Source organism: Bradyrhizobium sp. T-12 (assembly GCF_058314695.1).
The window spans coordinates 1,097,655-1,118,784 of the sequence record NZ_CM177756.1; the positions used below are offsets into that span (position 1 = coordinate 1,097,655).

14 protein-coding genes are annotated in these 21,130 nt (G+C 65.2%); 5 read left to right on the plus strand and 9 right to left on the minus strand.

Features of this window, described 5'->3' with window-relative positions; all coding sequences use genetic code 11:
* Positions 1-2: 2 nt before the first annotated feature.
* Complete coding sequence (locus tag AC0WRY_RS05265; RefSeq protein WP_194405980.1) at positions 3-1,154, minus strand: HlyD family secretion protein; 1,152 nt, start codon at positions 1,152-1,154, stop codon at positions 3-5.
* A 132-nt stretch (positions 1,155-1,286) separates the two neighbouring features.
* Between AC0WRY_RS05265 and AC0WRY_RS05270 the strand changes: the two genes are divergently transcribed.
* Positions 1,287-2,198: a LysR family transcriptional regulator gene (locus AC0WRY_RS05270; protein WP_194405981.1), complete on the plus strand. Its 912-nt coding sequence runs from the start codon at positions 1,287-1,289 to the stop codon at positions 2,196-2,198.
* A 363-nt stretch (positions 2,199-2,561) separates the two neighbouring features.
* The gene (locus AC0WRY_RS05275) at positions 2,562-3,575 is read left to right on the plus strand and encodes a DUF3616 domain-containing protein (protein WP_491122750.1); all 1,014 of its coding nucleotides are present in this window, start codon (positions 2,562-2,564) and stop codon (positions 3,573-3,575) included.
* Positions 3,576-3,620: 45 nt separating this feature from the next.
* Here AC0WRY_RS05275 and AC0WRY_RS05280 read toward each other — a convergent pair whose 3' ends face one another.
* The gene (locus tag AC0WRY_RS05280; RefSeq protein ID WP_491122751.1) at positions 3,621-7,070 is read right to left on the minus strand and encodes an indolepyruvate ferredoxin oxidoreductase family protein; all 3,450 of its coding nucleotides are present in this window, start codon (positions 7,068-7,070) and stop codon (positions 3,621-3,623) included.
* 153 nt (positions 7,071-7,223) lie between these two features.
* Between AC0WRY_RS05280 and AC0WRY_RS05285 the strand changes: the two genes are divergently transcribed.
* Positions 7,224-7,679 carry an Lrp/AsnC family transcriptional regulator gene (locus AC0WRY_RS05285; protein ID WP_491122752.1) on the plus strand — a complete coding sequence of 152 codons (456 nt, stop codon included), beginning with the start codon at positions 7,224-7,226 and terminating at the stop codon, positions 7,677-7,679.
* A 112-nt stretch (positions 7,680-7,791) separates the two neighbouring features.
* On the opposite strand, the gene AC0WRY_RS05290 is transcribed toward AC0WRY_RS05285, so the two are convergent.
* From AC0WRY_RS05290 to AC0WRY_RS05300, 3 genes are read right to left on the minus strand one after another with little or no spacing between them, the layout of a single operon-like run.
* Positions 7,792-8,577, minus strand: coding sequence for a fumarylacetoacetate hydrolase family protein (locus tag AC0WRY_RS05290; RefSeq protein ID WP_491122753.1), 786 nt, complete (start codon positions 8,575-8,577; stop codon positions 7,792-7,794).
* Between the two features lie 15 nt (positions 8,578-8,592).
* A complete protein-coding gene (locus tag AC0WRY_RS05295) occupies positions 8,593-9,960 on the minus strand; it encodes an LLM class flavin-dependent oxidoreductase (protein ID WP_491122754.1) in 1,368 nt (455 codons plus the stop codon).
* Between the two features lie 19 nt (positions 9,961-9,979).
* Positions 9,980-11,032: an Ldh family oxidoreductase gene (locus AC0WRY_RS05300; protein WP_491122755.1), complete on the minus strand. Its 1,053-nt coding sequence runs from the start codon at positions 11,030-11,032 to the stop codon at positions 9,980-9,982.
* Between the two features lie 297 nt (positions 11,033-11,329).
* On the opposite strand from AC0WRY_RS05300, the gene AC0WRY_RS05305 reads away from it, so the two are divergent.
* On the plus strand, positions 11,330-15,445 hold the full coding sequence (locus AC0WRY_RS05305; protein WP_491122756.1) for a bifunctional diguanylate cyclase/phosphodiesterase: 4,116 nt from the start codon (positions 11,330-11,332) through the stop codon (positions 15,443-15,445).
* Between the two features lie 22 nt (positions 15,446-15,467).
* On the opposite strand, the gene galE is transcribed toward AC0WRY_RS05305, so the two are convergent.
* The 4 genes from galE to AC0WRY_RS05325 form a co-directional block, all read right to left on the minus strand.
* Positions 15,468-16,460 carry a UDP-glucose 4-epimerase GalE gene (gene galE / locus AC0WRY_RS05310; RefSeq protein WP_194405989.1) on the minus strand — a complete coding sequence of 331 codons (993 nt, stop codon included), beginning with the start codon at positions 16,458-16,460 and terminating at the stop codon, positions 15,468-15,470.
* A gap of 21 nt (positions 16,461-16,481) precedes the next feature.
* The gene (locus AC0WRY_RS05315; protein ID WP_194405990.1) at positions 16,482-17,285 is read right to left on the minus strand and encodes a WecB/TagA/CpsF family glycosyltransferase; all 804 of its coding nucleotides are present in this window, start codon (positions 17,283-17,285) and stop codon (positions 16,482-16,484) included.
* Positions 17,278-19,650 carry an exopolysaccharide transport family protein gene (locus tag AC0WRY_RS05320; RefSeq protein WP_194405991.1) on the minus strand — a complete coding sequence of 791 codons (2,373 nt, stop codon included), beginning with the start codon at positions 19,648-19,650 and terminating at the stop codon, positions 17,278-17,280. Before AC0WRY_RS05320 ends, AC0WRY_RS05315 begins: the two co-directional genes overlap by 8 nt.
* A 291-nt stretch (positions 19,651-19,941) precedes the next feature.
* The gene (locus tag AC0WRY_RS05325; RefSeq protein ID WP_194405992.1) at positions 19,942-20,742 is read right to left on the minus strand and encodes a class I SAM-dependent methyltransferase; all 801 of its coding nucleotides are present in this window, start codon (positions 20,740-20,742) and stop codon (positions 19,942-19,944) included.
* Positions 20,743-20,905: 163 nt separating this feature from the next.
* Between AC0WRY_RS05325 and AC0WRY_RS05330 the strand changes: the two genes are divergently transcribed.
* The gene (locus tag AC0WRY_RS05330; protein ID WP_194405993.1) at positions 20,906-21,130 is read left to right on the plus strand and encodes a hypothetical protein; all 225 of its coding nucleotides are present in this window, start codon (positions 20,906-20,908) and stop codon (positions 21,128-21,130) included.

The window sequence follows — 21,130 nt, forward strand, 5'->3', positions numbered from 1 at the left end:
CTTCAGCCCCCGTGCGCGCGGGAGGTGTTGTCGGCGAGGCGTTTGGCCGTCTCGCGTGCGGCCAGCACGGCCTGCTTGGTGTCCACGGTCGGCACCGCCGACATGCCCGGGCGCAGCAGGCCGGCGAGACTGTGGTCGTCGAGCACGATCTTCACGGGGACGCGCTGCACGATCTTGGTGAAATTGCCGGTGGCGTTGTCAGGCGGCAGCAGCGCGAATTCGAGCCCGCTTGCCGGCGACAGGCTGTCGACATGACCACGCAGGGTCTTGTCGCGGAAGCTGTCGATGTGCAGTTCGACCGGCTGTCCCGGCCGCACATGCGTGAGCTGGGTCTCCTTGAAGTTCGCGATGACATAGACCGCGTCGAGCGGCACCACCGCCATCAATTGCGTGCCGGCCTGGACGTATTGCCCAACTCGCAAGCTCCGGGCGCCGACCGTGCCGTCAACCGGCGCGTTGATCTCGGTGTAGGACAGGTTCAGCGCCGCCTGCTGCGCGACCGCGCGGGCCCGCGCGAGCTGAGCGGTGGCCTGCGCGCGCTGGGTGGTGAGCACGTCGATCTTGCGCTGTGCGGCCAGAAGGCCGAATTTCGCGTGCTGCGCTTGCGCGCTGCTGGCGCGCAGCGCCGCGTCGGTCTGCTGCGCACGCTGGATCGTGCCGGAGCCGGACTTCATCAGGTCGTCGTAGCGGGCGCGCTCCTCCTGCGCGAATTTCAGATTGGCGTCGGCAGCAGTGACATCGGCCGTGCTCTGCTCGATGACCGGTTGCTGCAGTTCGAGCTGGGCATCGATGTTGCGCACCGTGGCTTCGGCGGCAGCGACGTCGGCCTTGGCCTGGTCAAGCGCGGTCCTGAAGTCGCGGTCGTCGATCCTGGCCAGCGTCTGGCCCGCCCTGACCCTCTCGTTGTCGGCGACGAGCACCTTGGTGATGTAGCCGGAGACCTTCGGCGCGATGATCGTCGAATCCGCCTTCACATAGGCGTCGTCGGTGGATTCCAGGTAGCGGCCGGTATTCAGGTAGTCGTAGCCATAGTCGCCGGCGACCGCGATGCCGATCGCCAGCGCCAGGCCGATCGCCGCTCGCCTGAGTGCCTGACGGGACGGGCGCAGGCTGATTTTTTCATTGGTTTCAGGGGCATAAGAAGCGTTCGACATGGCATCCTCGGATTTCCCGGACGCCCGTCTGAACGGTGCGCCGCTGGTATCTGCAAGATGCGCTGTCCCGTTCGTTGTGATAATCTCTGAATTTATGGAAGCATTATCCAGCAGGAACGGATAATCGGAGCCATGGATCGCTTCACCGGCCTTACTGCGTTCGTCCAAGTGGTTGAAAACGGCGGCTTTTCCGCCGCCGCCCGCCGGCTCAACATGTCGACGACCATGGTGAGCAACCACGTGCAGGCGCTGGAGGACCGGCTCGGCGTGCGCCTGCTCAACCGCACCACGCGGAAGGTGAGCCTCACCGAGATCGGCAAGGCCTATTACGACCGCTCGACCCAGATCCTGGCCGATCTCGAGCAAGCCGACGATATCGCGAGCGAATTGCAGTCGGTGCCCCGCGGCACGTTGCGCGTCCACGTCGCCACACACATGGTGCCGTTCGTCGCGCCTGTCGTGGCGAAGCTCCTGTCGGCCTATCCGGAGCTCAAGATCGATCTGCGCATGGGCGAAGCCGAAATCGACCTCATCGAGGAAGGCTATGACGTTGCCCTGCGCATGACCTCGCCGCCGGATTCGAGCCTGATCGTCCGCAGCCTCGCCACCTGGCGCCACGTGCTGTGCTGCTCGCACGATTATCTCGAACGGCATGGTCGCGTGCAGAAGCTCGATGAGCTCAGCGCGCACAATTGCGGCCGTCATCTGAACTACCCGTTTGGCGACGACTGGCGCTTCCTTGATCGCAAGGGCACGCCGGCATCGGTGCGCGTTTCCGGCAGTTTCATCACCAACAGCGGCGAAGCGTTGCGGAAGGTGGCGCTGGAAGGCGCTGCGGTCTGCCTGATGGCCGGCTTTCTCGTTCGGGACGATCTCGAAGCCGGTCACCTCGTTCGGCTCTTGCCCGAATATCGGCCGGTCGAGATGTCGATGAATGCGGTCTATCCGCATCGCCATCATTTGTCGGCGAAGGTCAGGACCTTCATCGACATGCTCGTGCAGCACAGTGCCGAGCAACAGAAGCTGATCAATCCGTATTCCTGAGGCTGCTCACCGGCGACGCCTTGTCGCTGGGAAGTGAGTTGACATCGCCAAGGCATCTGGAAAAATACAACTTAAGATATGAGTGATCTATTTTGGACCGAGTTGGCTCGGCCCGATCCTGTTTCTTCGATGTGATGTTTTGCAAACGCCGGCTTTCCGGCTCTGCTTCTCAAGCTCTGCTTTGTTCGGCGCATCGACAGGCGGCAAGCCGATCGGCGTTCGATTGCGTGAGCTTCGCAGGGGTTGGCGGCATCAGATTGCGGTGAAGCGGGACCTGGCCACATCTGAACCGGCAAACGCTGATCGGAGGCTTCAATGACCCTCGCCAGGACGGGATGGATTGCGACTTTGCTGCTCGGACTCGTGGCGGCGGGCGGCATGCAGCCCGCTCTTGCTGCGGCCGACGATGCGTGGCCGGTCACGAAGAGACTGCTCGGCGAGGACGGCGGCAAGTCCAAGGATGTCAGCGGCATCGCCTGCACGACCACGGAAGGGTTTCCCCGGTCATGCCTCGTCATCGACGACAATCTCCAGGACGCCCAGTTCATCGAATTGACCGACGGCGAGCTTGTGGCCCGCAGCCCGGTCAAATTGATCGACAACACGTTCGATGGCAAAGCACTCGAACTCGACGGCGAGGGCGTCGCCTTCTCCAAAGGGGAATATGAGTACTTTTACGTCATCGGCTCGCATGGGCATCCGCGGGACAAGAAGCACAAGCTCGATCCCAAGGCAGATGCCGCCAAGATTCAGGCGAAGATCGCCGCAAACAGCCAGATCGTCCGGTTTCGCACGACGGGAGCAGACGGCAATGTGTCGAGCCTCGAGCGTACGCCGCGGCTACGAGACGTGATCGCAAGCGATCCGGCTCTCCGCCCGTTCATGGACATGCGGCTGGAGACGAACGGGCTGACGATCGAAGGCGTGGCGATCAAGGACGACCGGACGCTGCTGGCCGGGTTTCGGGGCCCCGTGCTGAATGGCAAATGCGCCGTCGTTCTGTCGGTCGAGCTGACTTCGTTGTTTGGCAAAGGAAATAGCACGGACCATCGCCTGTACCGGCTGCCGCTCGGCGACGGTCGTGGCGTGCGCGATCTCGCATCATTCGGGGACCGCATTCTTGTCTTGGCGGGTCCCGTTGCCGACGGACCCGGAGCCTATTCCGTTTATGCGTGGGACGGCACGTCGGAGTCCGTCGAGTTGCTCAAGGACTTGCCGTTCGATCCGGAGCGAAAGCCGGAGGGGCTTCTGCCGCTGGACAAGACGTCATCCGGATTGCGTGTCCTGATCATGTTCGACGGCGACGAGGAAGGCGCGCCCACCCCGATCGAAATATCGGGATCGGGCCCGCGATCTTCGCCCTGTCCTGCCAGCTGAAGCCGCGCCCCTTCGGACTTAGAGGCTGAGGCCTCGCCGGTCGCGTCAAGCAGTGGCGCGCATCCTCGCCGGTGATGGCGTGTGGAGTTTGCCAAACAGCCGCTCGACCTCCGTCGTCGTCGTCCCGATCGCGCTGTCCTTGACCGGGCCATAACCGCGGATCTCCATCGGCGCCTTTGCAATGGTGACGAGATCCGGAAGACATGCCGCATCGAGCTCGGCGAGCATCCGTTTGGTCAGATTTTCATACCACGCGATCAGCTCGCGCTCGGTACGCCGCTCCGCCGTATATCCGAACGGATCGAACGGCGTTCCGCGCAGCCTCTTCAAGCGCGCGAGCATGGCGAGCGGCATCTGGATCCACTGGCCGAACGCACGTTTGCGCGGACGTCCACGTGCGTCGCGCTTCGAGGGGAGGAATGGCGGGGCGAGGTGATATTGCACGCTGAAGCCGTCCTCGAATTCACGCTTGAGCTCATCGAGGAAGCCGCTTTGCATGTGCAGCCGTGCCACCTCGTATTCGTCCTTGTAGGCCATCAGCTTGAACAGCGCGCGGGCGACGGCCTCGGTCAGGGCTTCGCTGTTCAGGGCAGCCTCGGCGCTGCGAACGCCGGCGATGGTCGTTCGGTAGCGTTCTGCGTAGGCGCTGTCCTGATAGGCGGTGAGAAAGTCGGCGCGGCGTTCGATGATCTGGTCGAGCGTCTCGACCTCAGGCTGTTCGCTCGCCTTCGGCAGGAAGTCGGGATCGGAAGCGGCAATCCGGCCCCAGGCAAAGGCCTGCTTGTTGCGCTCGACCGCGACGCCGTTGAGCTCGATCGCGCGCAGCAGCGCCTGCAATGAAATCGGGACCAGGCCGCGCTGCCAGGCAAAGCCGAGCATGATGATATTGGCATAGACGGCATCGCCGAGCAGCCGTTCGGCCAGCGCGTTGGCATTGATCGTGCCGAGATTGTGCTCGCCGATGACCCGACCAATCGCGCGCAGGCGGGCGGCGGAGGCGAGATCTGCGTCGCGGAAGCGGACCACGTCGCCGGTCGGCATCTCCGCGGTGTTGATCGCGGCGCGTGTGCCGCGGCGGTAGGTGCCCGATGCCTTTGGCGAAGAGCTGACGACGAGATCGCAGCCGATCAGCGCATCGGCCGCGCCCTGGTCGATGCGCACCTGGTGCAGGGCCTCGGGACTTGGTGCGAGGCGGATATAGCTCAGCACGGGCCCGAACTTCTGCGCAAAGCCGGTGAAGTCCAGCACCGAGACGCCACGGCGCTCGAGATGTGCGGCCATGCCGATCAGTGCGCCGACGGTGATCACGCCGGTGCCGCCGACCCCGGTCACGAGCAGGTCGTAGGGGCGGTCGAGCGTTGCGGTCGCGGGCAGGGGAAGCGTGGCGGCATGGCCGACCGCGTCGATCTGGCTCGCGGCCTTTTTCCGGCGCGTCGCGCCTTCGACAGTCACAAAACTCGGGCAGAAGCCGTTGAGGCAGGAAAAATCCTTGTTGCAGGACGACAGGTTGATCTGCCGCTTTCGGCCGAACAGCGTCTCCTTCGGCTCGACGCTCAGGCAGTTGGATTCCACCGAGCAGTCGCCGCAGCCCTCGCAGACGAGATCATTGATAAAGGCGAAGCGCTTGGGGTCGGCTATCTCGCCACGCTTGCGCCGGCGCCGCTTCTCGGTGGCGCAGGTCTGTTGATAGATCAGCACCGAGACGCCGGGAATACCGCGCAGCTCGCGCTGCACGGCGTCCATCTCCTCGCGCGGATGGATGGTGACGCCGGATGGCAGGTCGGCGGGCGAAAACTGTGCGGGATCGTCCGACACCAGCGCGATGCGCGTCACGCCTTCGGCGCGAACGCTGTGCGCGATCGCATGCACGCTGACGGGACCGTCGACCGGCTGGCCGCCGGTCATCGCGACGGCATCGTTGAACAGGATCTTGTAGGTGATGTTGGCCTTGGCCGCGATTGCCTGCCGGATCGCCATCGAGCCGGAATGGTAGTAGGTGCCTTCGCCGAGGTTCTGGAAGATGTGCTTGCGGCCGGCGAACCGCGACGACGCCGCCCAGTTCACGCCTTCACCGCCCATCTGGATTAGCGATGAGGTCTCGCGGTCCATCCAGCTCGCCATGAAATGGCAGCCGATGCCGGCCAGCGCCTTCGATCCCTCGGGCACCTTCGTCGACGTGTTGTGCGGGCAACCCGAGCAGAAATACGGCGTGCGCGTCGTGCCCGCGACGTTGATGCTGCGCGCCGCCTCCGGCATCAGGGCCGCTGCGCGTGCGGCCAGATTGAGGCCCGGAAACATCGGGTCGAGCCGGCGCGCCAGGACGCCCGCCAGTGCGCGCGGCGACAATTCCCCGATCCAGGAGATCAGCCTGGCCCCGGTTTCGTCGTGCTTGCCGACCATGCGCTCGGGCTTGCTGCCGGGATAATCGTAGAAATATTCCTTGAACTGGCTCTCGATGATGCCGCGCTTCTCCTCGACCACCAAAATCTCGCGCTTGCCCTTCACGAAGGCCATGGCGTCATGCAGCGCCAGCGGCCACACCATGCCGACCTTGTAGATGTCGATGCCGATGCTGCGGCAGGCGGCTTCATCGAGGCCCATCAGCCGCAGCGCTTCCATCAGGTCGAGATGCGCCTTGCCCGTGGTGACGATGCCGTAGGTCGCATCCGGAATGTCGTAGATGTGGCGGTCGATCGGATTGGCCTTTGCGAAGGCGTAGACCGCGTGCTTCTTCGCTTCCAGCCGCTCCTCGATCTGCGGGCCCGGCAAATCGGGCCAGCGGTAGTGCAGTCCATCAGGCGGTGGCGTGAAGTCAGGCGTGCGGAAGGCGCGCGGCGGGCGCAGCGCGACGGATGCGCCTGATTCCACGATCTCCGAGATCGCCTTGAAGCCGACCCACATGCCGGAGAAACGGCTCAGCGCGTAACCATACTCGCCGAACGCGAGATACTCGCTGACGCTGGCCGGATGCAGCGTCGGCATGAACCAGCTCATGAAGGCGACGTCGGATTGGTGCGGCATCGAGGAGGAGACGCAGCCGTGGTCGTCGCCGGCGACCACCAGCACGCCGCCATGCGGCGAGGAGCCGTAGGCATTGCCGTGTTTCAGTGCATCGCCGGAACGATCGACGCCGGGGCCCTTGCCGTACCAGAGTCCGAACACGCCATCGACCTCGCGGTCGCCCTGCGTCTCGACCTGCTGCGAGCCGAGCACCGCGGTCGCGGCCAGGTCCTCGTTCACGGCGGGGAGGAATTCGATGCCGTCCCTCTTGAGACGCTCCTGGATCCGCCACAGCTCGAGATCGACGCCGCCGAGCGGCGAGCCGCGATAGCCGGAGATGAAGCCGGCGGTGTTGAGCCCCGCGGCACGGTCGCGCCTGATCTGGTCGAGCGCGATGCGGACGATGCCCTGCGTGCCCGTGAGGAAGACGCGGCCCTCTTCGCGGTCGTAGCGGTCGGAAAGCTCATAGGTGTCGAGTGACGGAATGGCGTCCATGGCAGACCTCGCGCGGCACCCTGCCGAATGGTGGAAGGGTATGCCCGGGGCACTGGTAGTTCTTACCTATTTTCTCGCACGAAAGCCGATTTCTGGTAGAATTTCGCGCAACGTGGTGAAATCTGGTAGATTTGACTGAATTGGGATAACTCCATGATTGAAGACCAGGACACCCGGATTCTCGGCCATCTCCAGAAGGACGGTCGTGCCACCAACCAGCAACTGGCGGATGAGGTCGGCATGTCGACCTCGGCCTGCTGGCGCCGGGTCCGCGCGCTGGAGGAGGCCGGCGTCATCCAGGGCTATGCGGCGCTGGTCGCGCGCGAGCAGGCCGGCTTTGCGATGTCGGCCATCCTCCACGTCTCGCTGGAGCGGCATGACGCGAAGTTCGTCGACGAGTTCGTCGCGCGGGTGACGAGGCGGCGCGAGGTGCTGGAGTGCTTCGCGACCACGGGCGACGCCGACTATCATCTGCGCGTCGTCGTGCAGGACATGGCGGCCTATAACCGCTTCCTCGACGAGTTCATGTTTCGAATCCCCGGCATCCGCTATGTCCGCAGCAATGTGGTGCTGAAGGAGATCAAGTCGAGCGTGGCGCTGCCGTTTTGAAGGAGGTCTCGCAGGGTGGGCAAAGCCGCCCTTGCGCCGCGACCACGATCTCTTGACGCGTCGAAGAAAGACGTGGGCACGCTTCGCTTTGCCTACCCTACGGCACCGTTGCTTACGGTTCCTCCCGCACAAATCGATTCCGCAACGTCCCGACGCCCGTGATGTCGATCTCCACGACATCGCCGTGCTTGATGTCCGGCGAGGCGCCGTCGGTGCCCATCCAGATCACATCGCCGGGCCACAAGGTAAAATACTTGGTCAGCTCGACCAGGAACGGCACCACGCCGAAGATCATGTCGCCGGTCACGAAGCGGTTGGTCTCCTTGCCGTTGACCCGAACCACCGTTTCCATCTTCGCGAGATCCACCTCGGTCTCGATCCACGGGCCCATCGGCTTGAACGTGTCGGCGTTCTTCGAACGCCACAGGCTGCGGTCGGCCTTTTGCCAGCTCCGCTCGCTGACGTCGTTGCCGATGGTGTAGCCGAACACGCAATCCATCGCGCTTTCTTCGGTGAGATGCTTCACCTTCTTGCCGATGACGACGACGAGCTCGCCTTCATAGTGGATCTTCTCGGTCGCAAAGGACGGAATCACCACGTCCTCGTCGTGCGCGACCAGCGCATTCTGGGCGCGATAGCCGATCTCGGGGCGGTCTGGAACAGCCGGTACGGTGGCGGCCTTGTCGGCGGCCTCCTTCAGGTGCTTGAGGTAGTTCAAGCCGACGCAATAGAAGGTGCGGGGGATCAGCGGCAGCTCGATCTTCACATCCGACAGCGCATGCGTGCGCGACGAGCGCTGCCATTCACCAAAGGGCTCGCCCTCGACCGCGACGACCTTGTCGCCCTCGATGATCCCCCACGAGGTCTTGCCCGCAGCCGTGAATTTCAACCAGCGCATGCTGTGTCCTCGTCGTTATTCCGCGGCATCGCGCGGCTGCACCTTCCAGGCGCCGGCCGCCGGCCGCTTCAGTCCGAGATTCTCTCGCAGCGTCTTGCCGCGATAATCCTTCTGGAACAGGCCTCGGCGCTGCAGCTCTGGCACGATATGCTGGACGAAATCGGCGTAGGAGCCGGGGACGTAGGTTGCCGCGATGACAAAGCCGTCGCAGCCGCGCTCGACGAACATTTCCTCGAGCTTGTCGGCGATCTCCTTGGGGCCGCCGACCATCGCGTCCTGGACCTGGCCGCGGCCGGAGAAGGTGACGAAGTCGCGCGCGCTCGGATTGCTCTTGCCCGAAGCCTTCAGCACGCCGTCGCGGATGCCCAGAATGCCCTGCATGCTCTTCAGCTCGTCCGTGGTCAGCGGCTCGTCGAGATCCTTGGAGGCGAAGTCATAGTTGAGGGCTTCGGCGAGCAACGACAGCGCATCGATCTGCAGAGGCAGCTTGTTGATCAGCGCCATCTTGTCCTCGGCCTCCGCCTTGGTCGCGGCGCAGACCGGCGTCGTCAGATTGCAAAGGAACATCTGGTCGGGGTCGCGGCCCGCCTTGGCGGCCTCGTTGCGCACGGCTACATAGCCGTCCTTGGCGGCCTGAAGATTGCGCGCAGCAGTGAAGATCACCTCGCCCCATCGCCCCGCAAAGCGCTGGCCACGGCCGGAGGCGCCGGCCTGGATGATGACGGGGTGGCCTTGGCTCGAGCGCGGCACGGTGAAAGGCCCGCGCGACTTGAAGGCCGGTCCCTTGTGATCGAGCCGCTTCACCTTGGTCGGATCGGCAAAGCGGCCGGTCTTCTTGTCCATGATGAGCGCGCCGTCCTCCCAGGTGTCCCAGTGACCGAGCACGACCTCCATGAACTCGTCGGCCTTGTCGTAGCGGGAATCATGTTCGGGATGGGAGTCGCGCCCCATGTTGAGGGCTTCGCCGTCGTTGAGCGAGGTCACGACGTTCCAGCCCGCGCGCCCGCCGGACATCAGGTCGAGCGTCGCGAACCGGCGCGCGACGTCGAATGGTTCGTAATAGGTGGTCGAGCATGTCGCGCCCAAGCCGAGCTTCTCGGTGACCATGCCCATCGTGGTCAGCACGATCAGCGGATCCATCTTGACGCAGCGGATGCCGTATTCGACGGTGTGGGCGTGGTCGTTGCCATAGCGGTCCGGCATCGCCAGGCGATCGTCGAAGAAGGCCATGTGGAACTTGCCGGCTTCGAGAATTCCGGCGATCGCCTGATAGTAGTCCGCCGACATGGAATCGTCGCGCGAGTCCGGATGCCGCCAGGAGCTCGGCAAATTGGTGCAGTTCTGCGCCTGGAGGAAGCCGACCAGGACCATCTGTCGATTCATGCTGCTGTTCTCCATTCCGTCAGGCCAGATCGAGCACGGTGTCGAGCCGGTAGTCCCGCGCCAGCGCGCGCAGCTTCTCCCAGGTGGCATCCTCGATCTCGATGCCGTCGCGCAGGCGCTGCTGCTCGCGCAGGCCCTCGATCTCGCCGGGATAGTAGACGCCCGTGCTGCCCTCGGACGGCGGCGTCGATTTCAGATAGTGCGCGAACTCGGCGACCTCGCGCTTGAACGCCGCTAGCTGCCGGAACGCGGCGACGTTGAACACCGCCATGAAGCATCCGTCATTGTGCCGCCCCGTCGGCTCGACGCCGAAGCCGAGACCGGTCAGCAAGCCGCACAGCACCTCGACCATGGCGGCGAGGCCGCTGCCTTTGTAGCCTTCGGTGCCGCCGAGCGGCAGCAGTGCGCCGCCCTTGCGGTATTGCGTGGGATCGGTGGTGTGCCGTCCAGCGGCGTCGATGATCCATCCCGTTGGAATGTCCTCGCCGCGCGCGACCGCAAGCTGGATCTTCCCGGCCGCGACCGCCGAGGTCGCCATGTCCAGATAGAACGGCGCATCGAGATCGGACGGCACCGCGATCGAGATCGGGTTGGTGCCGAGCCGCGCCTCCTTGCCCCCGAACGGCGCCACGTGCTTCGGCGAGCGGCCGGAATCCGCCGTCGCGATCCCGATCATGCCTGCGCGCATCGCCATCAGGGGATAGGCGGCGAGGCGGCCGACATGGCTCTGCCGGAATACGGTGCACGCCGCGACGTTCGCCGTCTTGGCCTTCTCGATCGTCAGCGCCATCGCCTTGGCGTTGACGTGGAAGCCAAAGCCCCAATGGCCGTCGATCACGGTCGTCGTCGGCGATTCCTGGACGATGCTCCATTCGGCGCCGGGAACGATGTGGCCGGCCTTGATGCGGTCGATATAGGTGGGAATAGCGATGACGCCGTGGGAATCGTGGCCGGCGAGATTGGCGTTGACGCAACCGCTTGCGACGGCGTCGGCCTCTTCCTCGGAGGCTCCGGCGGCGCGGAGCAGGGCGGCGCTGACGCGCGTGAGGCGATCGGCCTTGACGATCGGCATGGCGTTCCCCGAGGTTCGTGCCCTTGGCGGGCGCTGGTTGTTAAGGCCATCGTCTCAAAGCGCGGCGGCGATATCAATCTCCCGTAAACCAATACAGGGCTGCAGATTCGTAAAGAGAACGCGCCTTTGGTCGAAGACCCGTCCCGCGCGGCGGTATTTTCGGCAGTTTGGCGCATCCCGTTCGCAGCTCGTTCACTTTGATTGACGGTTTGCGGCGCGCAATAACGACCACTTAGGCGATGGCCATTCATAAAGTCACCCGGGAGAAACTGGCAGAATGCCTCGGGAGCTGAGATCGTGCCGACGACACTCGCGCGCACCTTTGCGGCGTTGAGCGCCATCAACGAAGCGATTCTCTATGCGAAATCGCCGGACGAGCTGTACCAGAAGGTCTGCGACGCCGGGTTTTCGAGCGGGGACTTTTTGGCCGTGGCCGTGTTCCTGGCCGAACCGGACGGCCGTCTGTTGCAATTCGCCGCCGGCTGCGGCGACGACATTCCGCGACTGCGCTCGATCGTGATCACGACGGAAGCCGGCACCCCGGAAGGGTCGGGCGTCGGCGGCGAGGCGTTTCGCGACCAGAAGCTGTGCGTCAGCAATGATTATCTGAACGATCCGCGCTCGCTGGCGTGGCGCGAGGGCGCGGCCTCGGCCGGCATCGGCGCGGCTGCCGCGCTGCCGCTGCTCTGCAACGGCAAGAGCGTCGGCGTGCTCTACGTGACCCGCCGCGAAGCCGGCTCGCTGAACGAGCAGATGGTGTCGCTGTTCGAGCGCATGTCGGCGAACATTTCCTATGCGCTGGACAATTTCGCGCGCGCGACCGCGCAGCAGACCACCGAGCGGGCTGCGCGGCGGCTCAATCGCATGTTCGGCGCGCTCAGCGCCACCAACGAGGCCATTCTGCGCGCCAAGACCGAGCAGGAGCTGTACCAGCTCGTATGCGACGCTTCCGTCCACGGCGGCAAGTCGCTGGCGACCATCGTGCTGCTCCGCGAGCCGGATTCCCACTGGATGAAACCGGTCGCCGCCACTGGACAGAACCTGGAGCTCGTCACCCAGGCACGCTATTCGGTCGACCCGGATAATCCTTTTGGCAGAGGCATCTCAGGCGAGGTGTTCCGGACGCAGAAGGCCATCGTCGAGGACGACCTCGCCAGCCGCACCAGGGGCTCGCCCTGGGAGCAGGCTAACGTCAATACCGGCGTCGCCGCCTGCGTGGTCGCGCCACTGGTCAAGCGCGGCGAAAGTGTCGGCGTGCTGTTGTTCTTCATCAGCCGCTCCTGGGCCAAGGACGAGGAGATCGTCGCGCTGCTGCTGCGCATGGCGGAGAACGTCTCGTTCGCCATCGAGAATTTCGGCCGGGAGTCCGAAAAGGCCCGCATCTCGGCGGAGGAGGAACGCCTGGCGCGCATGTACGCCGCGCTCAGCGCCACCAATGAAGCGATCATCCGTGCGACGTCGCGCGCCGAGCTGTTCGATCTCGTCTGCGAAGCCTCGGTGCAAGGCGGCAAATTCGGCTCGGCCACGATCGCGCTCGCTGAGCCCGCCTCCGAGCTGCTGCGCGTCGTCGCCTCCGCAGGGCCGAACTCCGACGAAGTGCGCAGCCTCAAATTTGCAACGACGGACGAGGTGCCGGAAGGACGAGGCCTCACCGGAACGTGTTTCCGCACGCGAAAGCCGTGCCTGACCAACGACCTGCTGGCCGACGACCGTCTCAAGCCGTGGTACGACAGCGCGCGCCGCACCGGCGTCAAATCCTCCGCGGCGTTGCCGCTGCTCAACGGCGATCGCACCGAGGGCGTGTTCCTGTTCAATTCCCTGGAGATCGGCACGTTCACGCCCGAGCTGGTCGAGCTGCTGGAACGTCTTGCGCGCAACGTGTCATTCGCAATCGCAAATCTCGACCGCGCCGAGGAGAAGGCCAAGGCTGACAAGCAGCGAAACCGGCTGAGCGGCATGTTCGCGGCGTTGAGCGCCACCAACGAAGCCATCATGCGTGCCGAGACCCGCGAGGAGCTGTTCGACGTTGCATGTCAGGCAGCCGTGCTGGGCGACATGTTCGCCTCGGCGACGATTGGAATCATCGACGAGGCATCCGAGCTGGTCCGGGTCGTCGCCGTGAAGGGGCGGCTCCAGGAGCGGATGGTCGGGCGCACCTGCGCGATTTCCGCAGATCACCCCGAGGGCCAGGGAATCATCGGAATCTCGCTGCGGACGTGCCGGCCGAGCGTCATCAACGACTATATGCACGACCCGCGCTCGGCGCACTGGCGCTCCAAGGCCGTCGAGGACGGCACTCGTGCCGCTGCAAGCTTCCCGCTGCTGCGCGACGGCCGCAAGCCGATCGGCATCCTGCTGTTCCTCGCTCCGGAGGAGGACACATTCACGCCCGACCTGGTCGAGCTGCTGGCCCGCCTTGCGGAAAACGTCTCGTTCGCACTCGACAATTTCGAGCGTGCCGAGGAGAAGGCCCGCACCGAGGCGCAGAAGGAGCGCCTGAGGCGCATGTTCGCGGCGCTGAGCGCGACCAACGAGGCGATCATGCGGGCGAAGTCGCGCGCCGAGCTGTTCGATCTCGTGTGTCTTGCGGCGTCGAACGGTGCCAAGTTCACCTCGACCACCATCGCGCTGGCACGGGCCGACAGCGATCAGCTGGAAATCGTGGCGAGCGCCGGCCCCTCCGCCGACACTACGCGCAACGTCCGCCTCTCCATCGACCCCGAGCGGCCCGAAGGACGCGGGATGAGCGGCACGGCGTTCCGCACGCGCCAGCCCTGCATCAGCAACGACTATCTCAACGACCAGCGCGTGAGCGCCTTCCACGCCGTGGTGCGCGGCGACGGCGCGCGCTCCGGCGCGGCATTTCCGCTCATCGTGCACGACCAGGCCGTCGGCGTCATGATCTACATGTCGACCGAGCCGGCGACTTTCACGACCGAGTTCGTCGAGCTGTTGCAGCGACTCGCCGACAACGTCGCCTTCGCGGTGGAGAATTTCGATCGCGCCGACGCCAAGAACCAGGCGGACGAGCGGATCGAGTATCTCGCCTCGCATGACAGCCTGACCGACCTTCCGAATCGCGAGACTTTCAACGCGCTGCTGCGCGAGGCGATCGCCACGGCGGAGCGGCACGATCACCGCTTTGCCGTGCTGTTCATCGATCTCGACCGCTTCAAGGTCATCAACGATTCGCTGGGGCACGAGGCTGGCGACCTGCTCCTGCTCGAAGTGGCCAACCGCCTGCGCGGCGCGCTGCGGGCAAGCGACGTGGTGGCGCGGCTCGGCGGCGACGAATTCGTGGTGATCCTCGACCAGTGCGGCGAGATCGACGACGTTCAGCACATCGCGACCGAGATCCTGGCCGCGCTCGCCCAGCCCATGGAACTGGCCGGGCACGAGTGCCACACCACGGCTTCGATCGGCATCGCGATGTATCCGGCCAACGGCTCCGACGCGCAGACGCTGACCAAGAACGCCGACATGGCGATGTATCTCGCCAAGGAAGACGGCAAGAACGGCTATCGCTTCTTCTCCAAGGAAGTGAGGACGCAGTCGATCGAGCGGCTGTCGCTGGAGAGCGCGCTGCGCCGGGCGCTGGAGCGCGGGCAGTTCTCGCTGAACTACCAGCCCAAGGTGGAGATGGCGACCGGCCAGATCACCGGCGTGGAGGCGCTGCTGCGCTGGAACCATCCCGAGCTCGGCAATGTCTCGCCGGCGCAGTTCATTCCGCTTGCGGAGGAAACCGGGCTGATCGTGCCGATCGGCCGCTGGGTGCTCAACGAGGCCTGCGCGCAGGCTATGGCCTGGCAGCGCCGCGGCCTGCTGCCGTTGTCGATGGCGGTCAATTTGTCGCCGCGGCAGTTCGCTGACGAGCATCTGCTGCAGGACGTCGACGAGGCGCTGGCGGCCAGCGGCATGTCGCCGGTGCTGCTGCAGCTCGAAGTCACCGAGAGCATGATGATGCGCAATGTCGGCCGCGCGCTCAAGGTGCTCGACGCCATCCAGAGCCGCGGCATTCGCCTCGCCATCGACGATTTCGGCACCGGCTATTCGTCGATGTCGCTGATGAAGCACTTCCCGATCGACACCATCAAGATCGACCGTTCCTTCGTGCGGGATTTGCCGCAGGATTCGGAAGACCAGGCGATCGCACAGGCGATCATCAGCATGGGCAAGGCGCTCGGCATGACCGTCGTCGCCGAAGGCGTCGAGAATGCCGAGCAGGAGGCCTTCCTGCGCACCCATGGCTGCGACGAGATGCAGGGCTTCCTGATCTCGAAACCGGTACCGGCGCGCGAGATGGCCGAGCTGCTGCGGCCGATGGTGCTGCCGATCGCCCCGCCGCTGCAGCCGGAGCCGGACGCCGTCGCCACGGACGCCGCGGCGTCACGGCTGAAACGCGCCGTCGTCTGACGGCTGCGGCTGCGTTGATTGCCTAACGCGGCCTGAACGGATGTGCCGTCTGGTGCCAGGCCCAGGCGGTTCGGATCACCGTAGCCAGGTCGGAATGGCGCGGCACGAAGTTCAGCACCTTTCGCGCGGCAGACGGATCTGCGACCAGATAGGTGGGATCGCCGGCGCGGCGCGGCTTGACGGTGTGCGGCACCTCGCGTCCGGTCTCCTGCCTGATGGCGTTGAGGATCTCGCGCACGGAGAAGCCGGCTCCGGTGCCGAGATTGAAGCTGCCGCCGGCATGTCCGCCTTCCAGAAGCTTCAGGGCCGCGACATGCGCCGCCGCAAGGTCGGTGACGTGAATGTAGTCGCGGATCGCGGTTCCGTCAGGCGTCTCGTAGTCGTCGCCGAACACTGCGAAGTCGACATGGCCCTGCAGCGCCATCATGGCGCGGGGGATGAGATGGGTTTCATTGTCGCGCAGCTCGCCGATGCCGCCGGCGGGATCGGCACCGCTGGCGTTGAAATAACGCAGGCAGAACGCGCCGAAGCCATAGGCTGAGCGGTAGTCGGCGAGCATCCGCTCGATCATCCATTTCGATGCGCCGTAGGGGTTGATCGGTGCGCAGGGAAAGTCTTCCGGCAGTTCCTTCGAATCGGCATTGCCGTAGACGGCGCCGGTCGAGGAGAACACGATGCGCTGGCAGCCTGCGTTGCGCATCGCCTGCAACAGCGACAGCGTTCCCTGCACATTGTTGACATAGTATTTCTGCGGATCGGTCATGGATTCGCCGACCAGGCTCGCCGCCGCGAAATGCATCACCGCCGTGATCTCATGGTCGGCGAAGGCGCGTGCCAGCGCCGCGCCGTCGAGCAGATCGCCCGTGACCAGGGGGCCGGCAACGAAGCTGCGATGGCCTGTCGAGAGATTGTCATAAACGATGGGCTGATAGCCGGCGGCGGTCAATGCGCGGCAGGCATGCGAGCCAATGTAGCCCGCGCCCCCGGTGACGAGGACGGTCGGTCGGTCTGTCATGTCGTGTCTTCTGCTCTTCTCTTAGCGGAGGGGTCGTTTGCGGCTGAAGAGAAGATAGAGCGCGCGGGGGTTGGTGGTCAAATAGCGCCAGAACAGGCGCCGCGGCTCGAGCAAGGTGCGCCAGACCCATTCGAGTCCGATCTTCTGCATCCATTGCGGCGCGCGGGAACGGCTTCCTGACAGGAAGTTGAACAGCCCGCCCGATGTCTTGATAACGCCAACATTGGTGAGGTGCGGCGTGAATTCCTTCACGAATGCCTGCTCGTTGGGCACCCCCAACGCGACCCACAGATAATCAGGCGCAAGTGCGTTGATCTCATCGACCTTTGCGCGCAGCGCCTCGCCTCGCAGATAGCCGTGGCTGTACCCGACGATCCTGAGATTGGGATACATCTTCTGGACGTTCTCGACGGCCGCGGCGTTCTCCGCCTCGCTGGCGCCCAACATGTAGAAGGTGCGGCCGGCCGCTTCCGCCTTGCGCGCGACGACGTGGAACAGGTCCGTGGTGGCCACGCGCTCGGGCAGCGGAAACCAGGATTGCAGCTTCGAGGCGGCGACCAGCGGCTGACCGTCCGCATTGATCAGATCGGCGGCGCGGAACAGATGCTCGGTCTGCGGCTCGGTCGAGCAGCGCGCCAGCACCTCGCCATTGGCCGAGGTCAGGAACAGCGGACGGCCGATACGGTGATTGGGATCGGTCGCCTCGATCATGAAATCGGCGGTGGCTTCCAGGTCGAGCGCGGCCATGCGAAGCCCGCCGACGGTGATCCGCGGCACGTCGGCAGTCGCTGCCCGTCCATCGAGGTTGACGCGGCGCTCAAGCATATTGTCTGCCTCGCTGGCGCGCTTCGACTGAAGGGGTGAGCTCGTCGAGCACGACGCCGACGAGCTTGCGCTCGGCGCGGCCCAGCGCGGTCAGGACCTCTTCGAGGCTGTCGTTGATGTCGTGGCTGGTCGGCAGCACCGCCACCAGCGCGTCGGTGTCGTCGAGCAGCTTGCGGTCGCCGGCAACAAGCGGCATCGCGGGGCCGTCGAGGATCACGAGGTCGTAGCCGCCTGCGGCGCGCGCCTGCGCGATCGCCTTGCGGATCGCCTCGGCGGCCTTGCCGGAATCGCCCTCGCCGGCCGGCAGCACCGAAATGCCGTTGACTGTCTTGATCTCGCGTGCGGCCTTGCTGCCGATCGAGAGCCAGCCGAGCCTGCTCGGTTCGTTCTTGCCGGGGCGGCTGACCTTGTTCGAGAGCGCGTGGGCCTGATGGTCGGCGTCGATCATCAGCACGCGGGCGCCATCGCGCGCAGCCGCGAGCGCGAAGTTCAGCGCGCTCACGCTGCGCCCGGTGGTCTCGCCGGTGCCGACGAGCGCAATGACGGGCATCGCCTTGCCGCCGGCGCGGCGGGCCACGGCCGCGCGCATGTCGCGCCAGGCGTTGAGCAGCTTCGTCAGGGGAAAGCCGGGCCGCAAGGTCGGCCAGCCGAGCCGGGTGAGATCGACGCCGCCGCCGGTGGTGAGAATGGCGCCGAGCGTGTGAATGACGTCGGCCTCCTGCAGGCGCGCGATCAGCGGCTTTTCGATCAAGGGGCTTTCGACCATCGCGGGTTGCAGCGGTGGTGCGGCAAGTTCGGGCGGGAGCTGCGCGACTTCGGGAGCTCGCAACGCCGGCTCGGGCCGCGATGCTTCCAGCTCTCGTGCAACCTCGGGAACGCGGGTCTTCTCCGGCACCGGCTTGCGGTCGCGGCGGGCCGGCGCGGGCGCTGGCGCGGTTGCGCCGGCGAACAGCAACTCGGCCGCGACGAACCAGCTCGACGCCGCAAGCGCGCCGAAGATGAAGCCGATCATGGCGAACAGGCTCATCGCGGGCGGGAACGAGCGCCGCTGCGGCACTGTCGCTTCGCCGATGATTCGGGCCGCCGAGGTGTTCAGGCTCTCCTGCTCCTCGGTCTCGCGGGAGCGCTTGAGGAAGGACTGGTAGACGTCGCGGCTGGCATCGGCTTCGCGCTCGAGCTCGCGCAGGCGCACGGCGGCCTGACTGAGCTGGACGCTCTGCCGCTTCTGCGCCTCCAGCGCCCGGTTGAGCGAGGCTTCGAAGTCGCGGGCGCGCGTCAGATCGTTCTTGGCGGATTGGGCGAAGCGGTCGATCTCTTCGCTGATGGTACGCTTGAGGTCCTCGACCTGCTTCTCGGTCTGGCGCAGCGCCGGATGGCGTGGCCCGAGCTCGCCGGCCTGCTCCGCGTACTTCTTGCGCGCATCGGCATATTGCGCGCGCAAATTCGCGATCGTCGGCGATTGCAGCGCTTCCGGAATCGCCCCGGCGTCGGCAGCGGTGCGGCGGCTCGCCTCGATCTGGTCGAGCCGTGCCTGGGCATCCATCGTCGCCGCGCGGGCCGCGGAAAGCCGCTGGTTGCTGGCGGAGAGCTGCTGGTCGCTGATCAGCGCATCCTGGGTGCCGACGAAATTGTTCTGGGCCTTGTAGGTGGCGAGCGCGGTCTCGGCGTTGCGCAGCCGCTCGCGCAGCTCCTTGAGGCGGCCGGAGAGATCGTTGGTGGCGCGCCGGGCGGCTGACGCCTGCGAGTTGCGGGATTCCGTGAGGTAGGCGTTGGTCAGCGTGTTGGCGAGCATCGCCGCCTTCGCCGGATCCGTCGACCACACCTCGATGTCGACGATGAAGCTCTTCTCGGTCTTGCGGATGGTGATGTGCCGGTTCAGCGCCTCGAGCGCCGCGAGCTGCACTTCGCTGTTGGCCGCGGCGGAGGGCGGGGGAGACTGAAGGCCGATCAGGCCGAGCAGCGACGACATCAGGCTCTTGCCGTCGCCGCCGCCGAATTCCGGATCCTTGTCGAGACCAGCCTGCTGGATCACCTTGAGCAGGACGCTATTGGCGGTGATCAGGCGCGCCTGGCTCTCCACCACCATGGACATGCCGGAGACGTCCTGCGCGCGCGGCGTGAGCTCACGGTCGACGAGCTGAAGCTCGCGCGGATCGACATAGAGCTGGGCGGTGGCGGTGTAGCGGGGCGTCAGGCTCTTGCCGATGGTGACGGCAAGCGTTGCGCCGAGCAGGGCAGCCGCGGCAATCGCGACCTTGCGCCGCCAGAGCAGATTGGCGAGCTCCAGCACGTTGAAGCCGGCCTGGGACTTCTGTTGCGGGGACTCGGGTCTCGCCCGATCTATCGGCTGGTTATAGTCAAGCATGATCCCCAGCTTCCATTCCAACTGCCGCAGGCTGAGGGGTTACTCTTCGCTCTACGCCATGCACCCGGGATATAGGTGCCCAATCAACGCAACAGGGAAAATTAACCATACTCATTGAGGGACTATTCACTGAAATGGCAAACAAAGCGTTTAAGCGCCTGCCGCTCCGCGATGCGTCCTCGTGACGCCGGGGTCGCGAGGGCTCCCTGGACATTAACGGTTCGTTACCGCGCTCGGCTCGGCTGCGGGTCTCCGCATGTCCTATGATGAGCCGCTTGCGCACCATGATCGTCAGCTCTTGCGCAGGATGACGTGATAGTCGCCGCGGCGGACGTCGGTGCCGCGCGACAGCATGGTGTTCAGCAAGGCGGCGCCGGCGTCCACGAGGGCCGCGAACAGCGGCTTGCGCCGGCGCATCTCGGGATAGCGCGGACTCTCGACCTCGCGGCGGTAGATCATCTCGAGGCCGTTGGCGGCCGCGAACGCCTCGAGCCGGGGCAGCGTCACCAGCGGATGGAAGAAGGTCGGGAACGGCGGCTCGCCCGGCAGACCGGCATCCTTGATGCCGCGAATGCGCCGGTAGAACCAGACGTGAAACCAGTGCGGCGAATATTTGGTGACGACGCCGGATAGCGAACGCGGATTGGGCGCGCCGATCAGGATCATGCCGCCGCGCTTGAGCGCATCGCGGAAGTTCAAGAGCGCGGCGTCGACATGGGGCAGATGCTCGATCACGTTGTAGCAGATCACGAGATCGAAGGTCTGTTGCGCGAAACGGTAGGTCTGGACGTCGCCGAGGATCGCCTCGTCCGCATAGCCGTTGTTGCGGACCTGGTCCTCGTCGATATCGACGACGGTTACCTTGCTGCGGCCGAGCAATTCCGGCGGCAGGACGCTGCACGAGCCGCCACCGGCTTCGTAGATGGCGAGTTGGCCTTTCGGCAACTCGCGGCGCAGCAGGTCGTGAACGGTGAGCAGGCTGTCGCGGGCTTCGCCGGGGACGAGATCGTGCAACGCCTGGACGGGTGCGGTGGCCGCGGGGATCTGGATCGCCGTGGCTGTCGCGAAATCGATCGTGGCTGGCTTGTTCATGTTTCTTGACCGCGCTTGTTCTATTCAAATTTACAGGAAAAATCTCGCATGCCCGAAGAGCAAATCTGATGCCGGGCGCTGTCACCGATCGCAGTGCTTAGGGTCCGGTTAATGCGCATGCGCATTAACTACGGTATTGTTCATGTTGGATGGCTGCAGTCGCATGGACCGCGAATTGCAGTATCACGTGCGCATGATTTCGCGGGAGAAACAGGCGAAAGCGGTCAAGCGCATGATGATGTCTGGGGACGGCCGGCAGATCGGCGCGAGGCCTCGGCACGCGCCTTCGGTCGGCTGCTCATTTTGGGGCGCATCTGTCCCGCGGCGATGTGCCGTCGCGGGATACGTGATCGAAGCAGGGCTTTTTCAACATATCTCGGACATCTAG

Bases quoted from the DNA above. Each gene is read 5' to 3' on its own strand.
- AC0WRY_RS05280 (WP_491122751.1), bottom strand. From the start codon at position 7,070: ATGGACGCCATTCCGTCACTCGACACCTATGAGCTTTCCGACCGCTAC.
- AC0WRY_RS05290 (WP_491122753.1), bottom strand. From the start codon at position 8,577: ATGCGCTGGTTGAAATTCACGGCTGCGGGCAAGACCTCGTGGGGGATC.
- AC0WRY_RS05295 (WP_491122754.1), bottom strand. From the start codon at position 9,960: ATGAATCGACAGATGGTCCTGGTCGGCTTCCTCCAGGCGCAGAACTGC.
- galE (WP_194405989.1), bottom strand. From the start codon at position 16,460: ATGACAGACCGACCGACCGTCCTCGTCACCGGGGGCGCGGGCTACATT.
- AC0WRY_RS05315 (WP_194405990.1), bottom strand. From the start codon at position 17,285: ATGCTTGAGCGCCGCGTCAACCTCGATGGACGGGCAGCGACTGCCGAC.
- AC0WRY_RS05285 (WP_491122752.1), top strand. From the start codon at position 7,224: ATGATTGAAGACCAGGACACCCGGATTCTCGGCCATCTCCAGAAGGAC.
- AC0WRY_RS05265 (WP_194405980.1), bottom strand. From the start codon at position 1,154: ATGTCGAACGCTTCTTATGCCCCTGAAACCAATGAAAAAATCAGCCTG.
- AC0WRY_RS05330 (WP_194405993.1), top strand. From the start codon at position 20,906: ATGGACCGCGAATTGCAGTATCACGTGCGCATGATTTCGCGGGAGAAA.
- AC0WRY_RS05320 (WP_194405991.1), bottom strand. From the start codon at position 19,650: ATGCTTGACTATAACCAGCCGATAGATCGGGCGAGACCCGAGTCCCCG.
- AC0WRY_RS05270 (WP_194405981.1), top strand. From the start codon at position 1,287: ATGGATCGCTTCACCGGCCTTACTGCGTTCGTCCAAGTGGTTGAAAAC.
- AC0WRY_RS05325 (WP_194405992.1), bottom strand. From the start codon at position 20,742: ATGAACAAGCCAGCCACGATCGATTTCGCGACAGCCACGGCGATCCAG.
- AC0WRY_RS05300 (WP_491122755.1), bottom strand. From the start codon at position 11,032: ATGCCGATCGTCAAGGCCGATCGCCTCACGCGCGTCAGCGCCGCCCTG.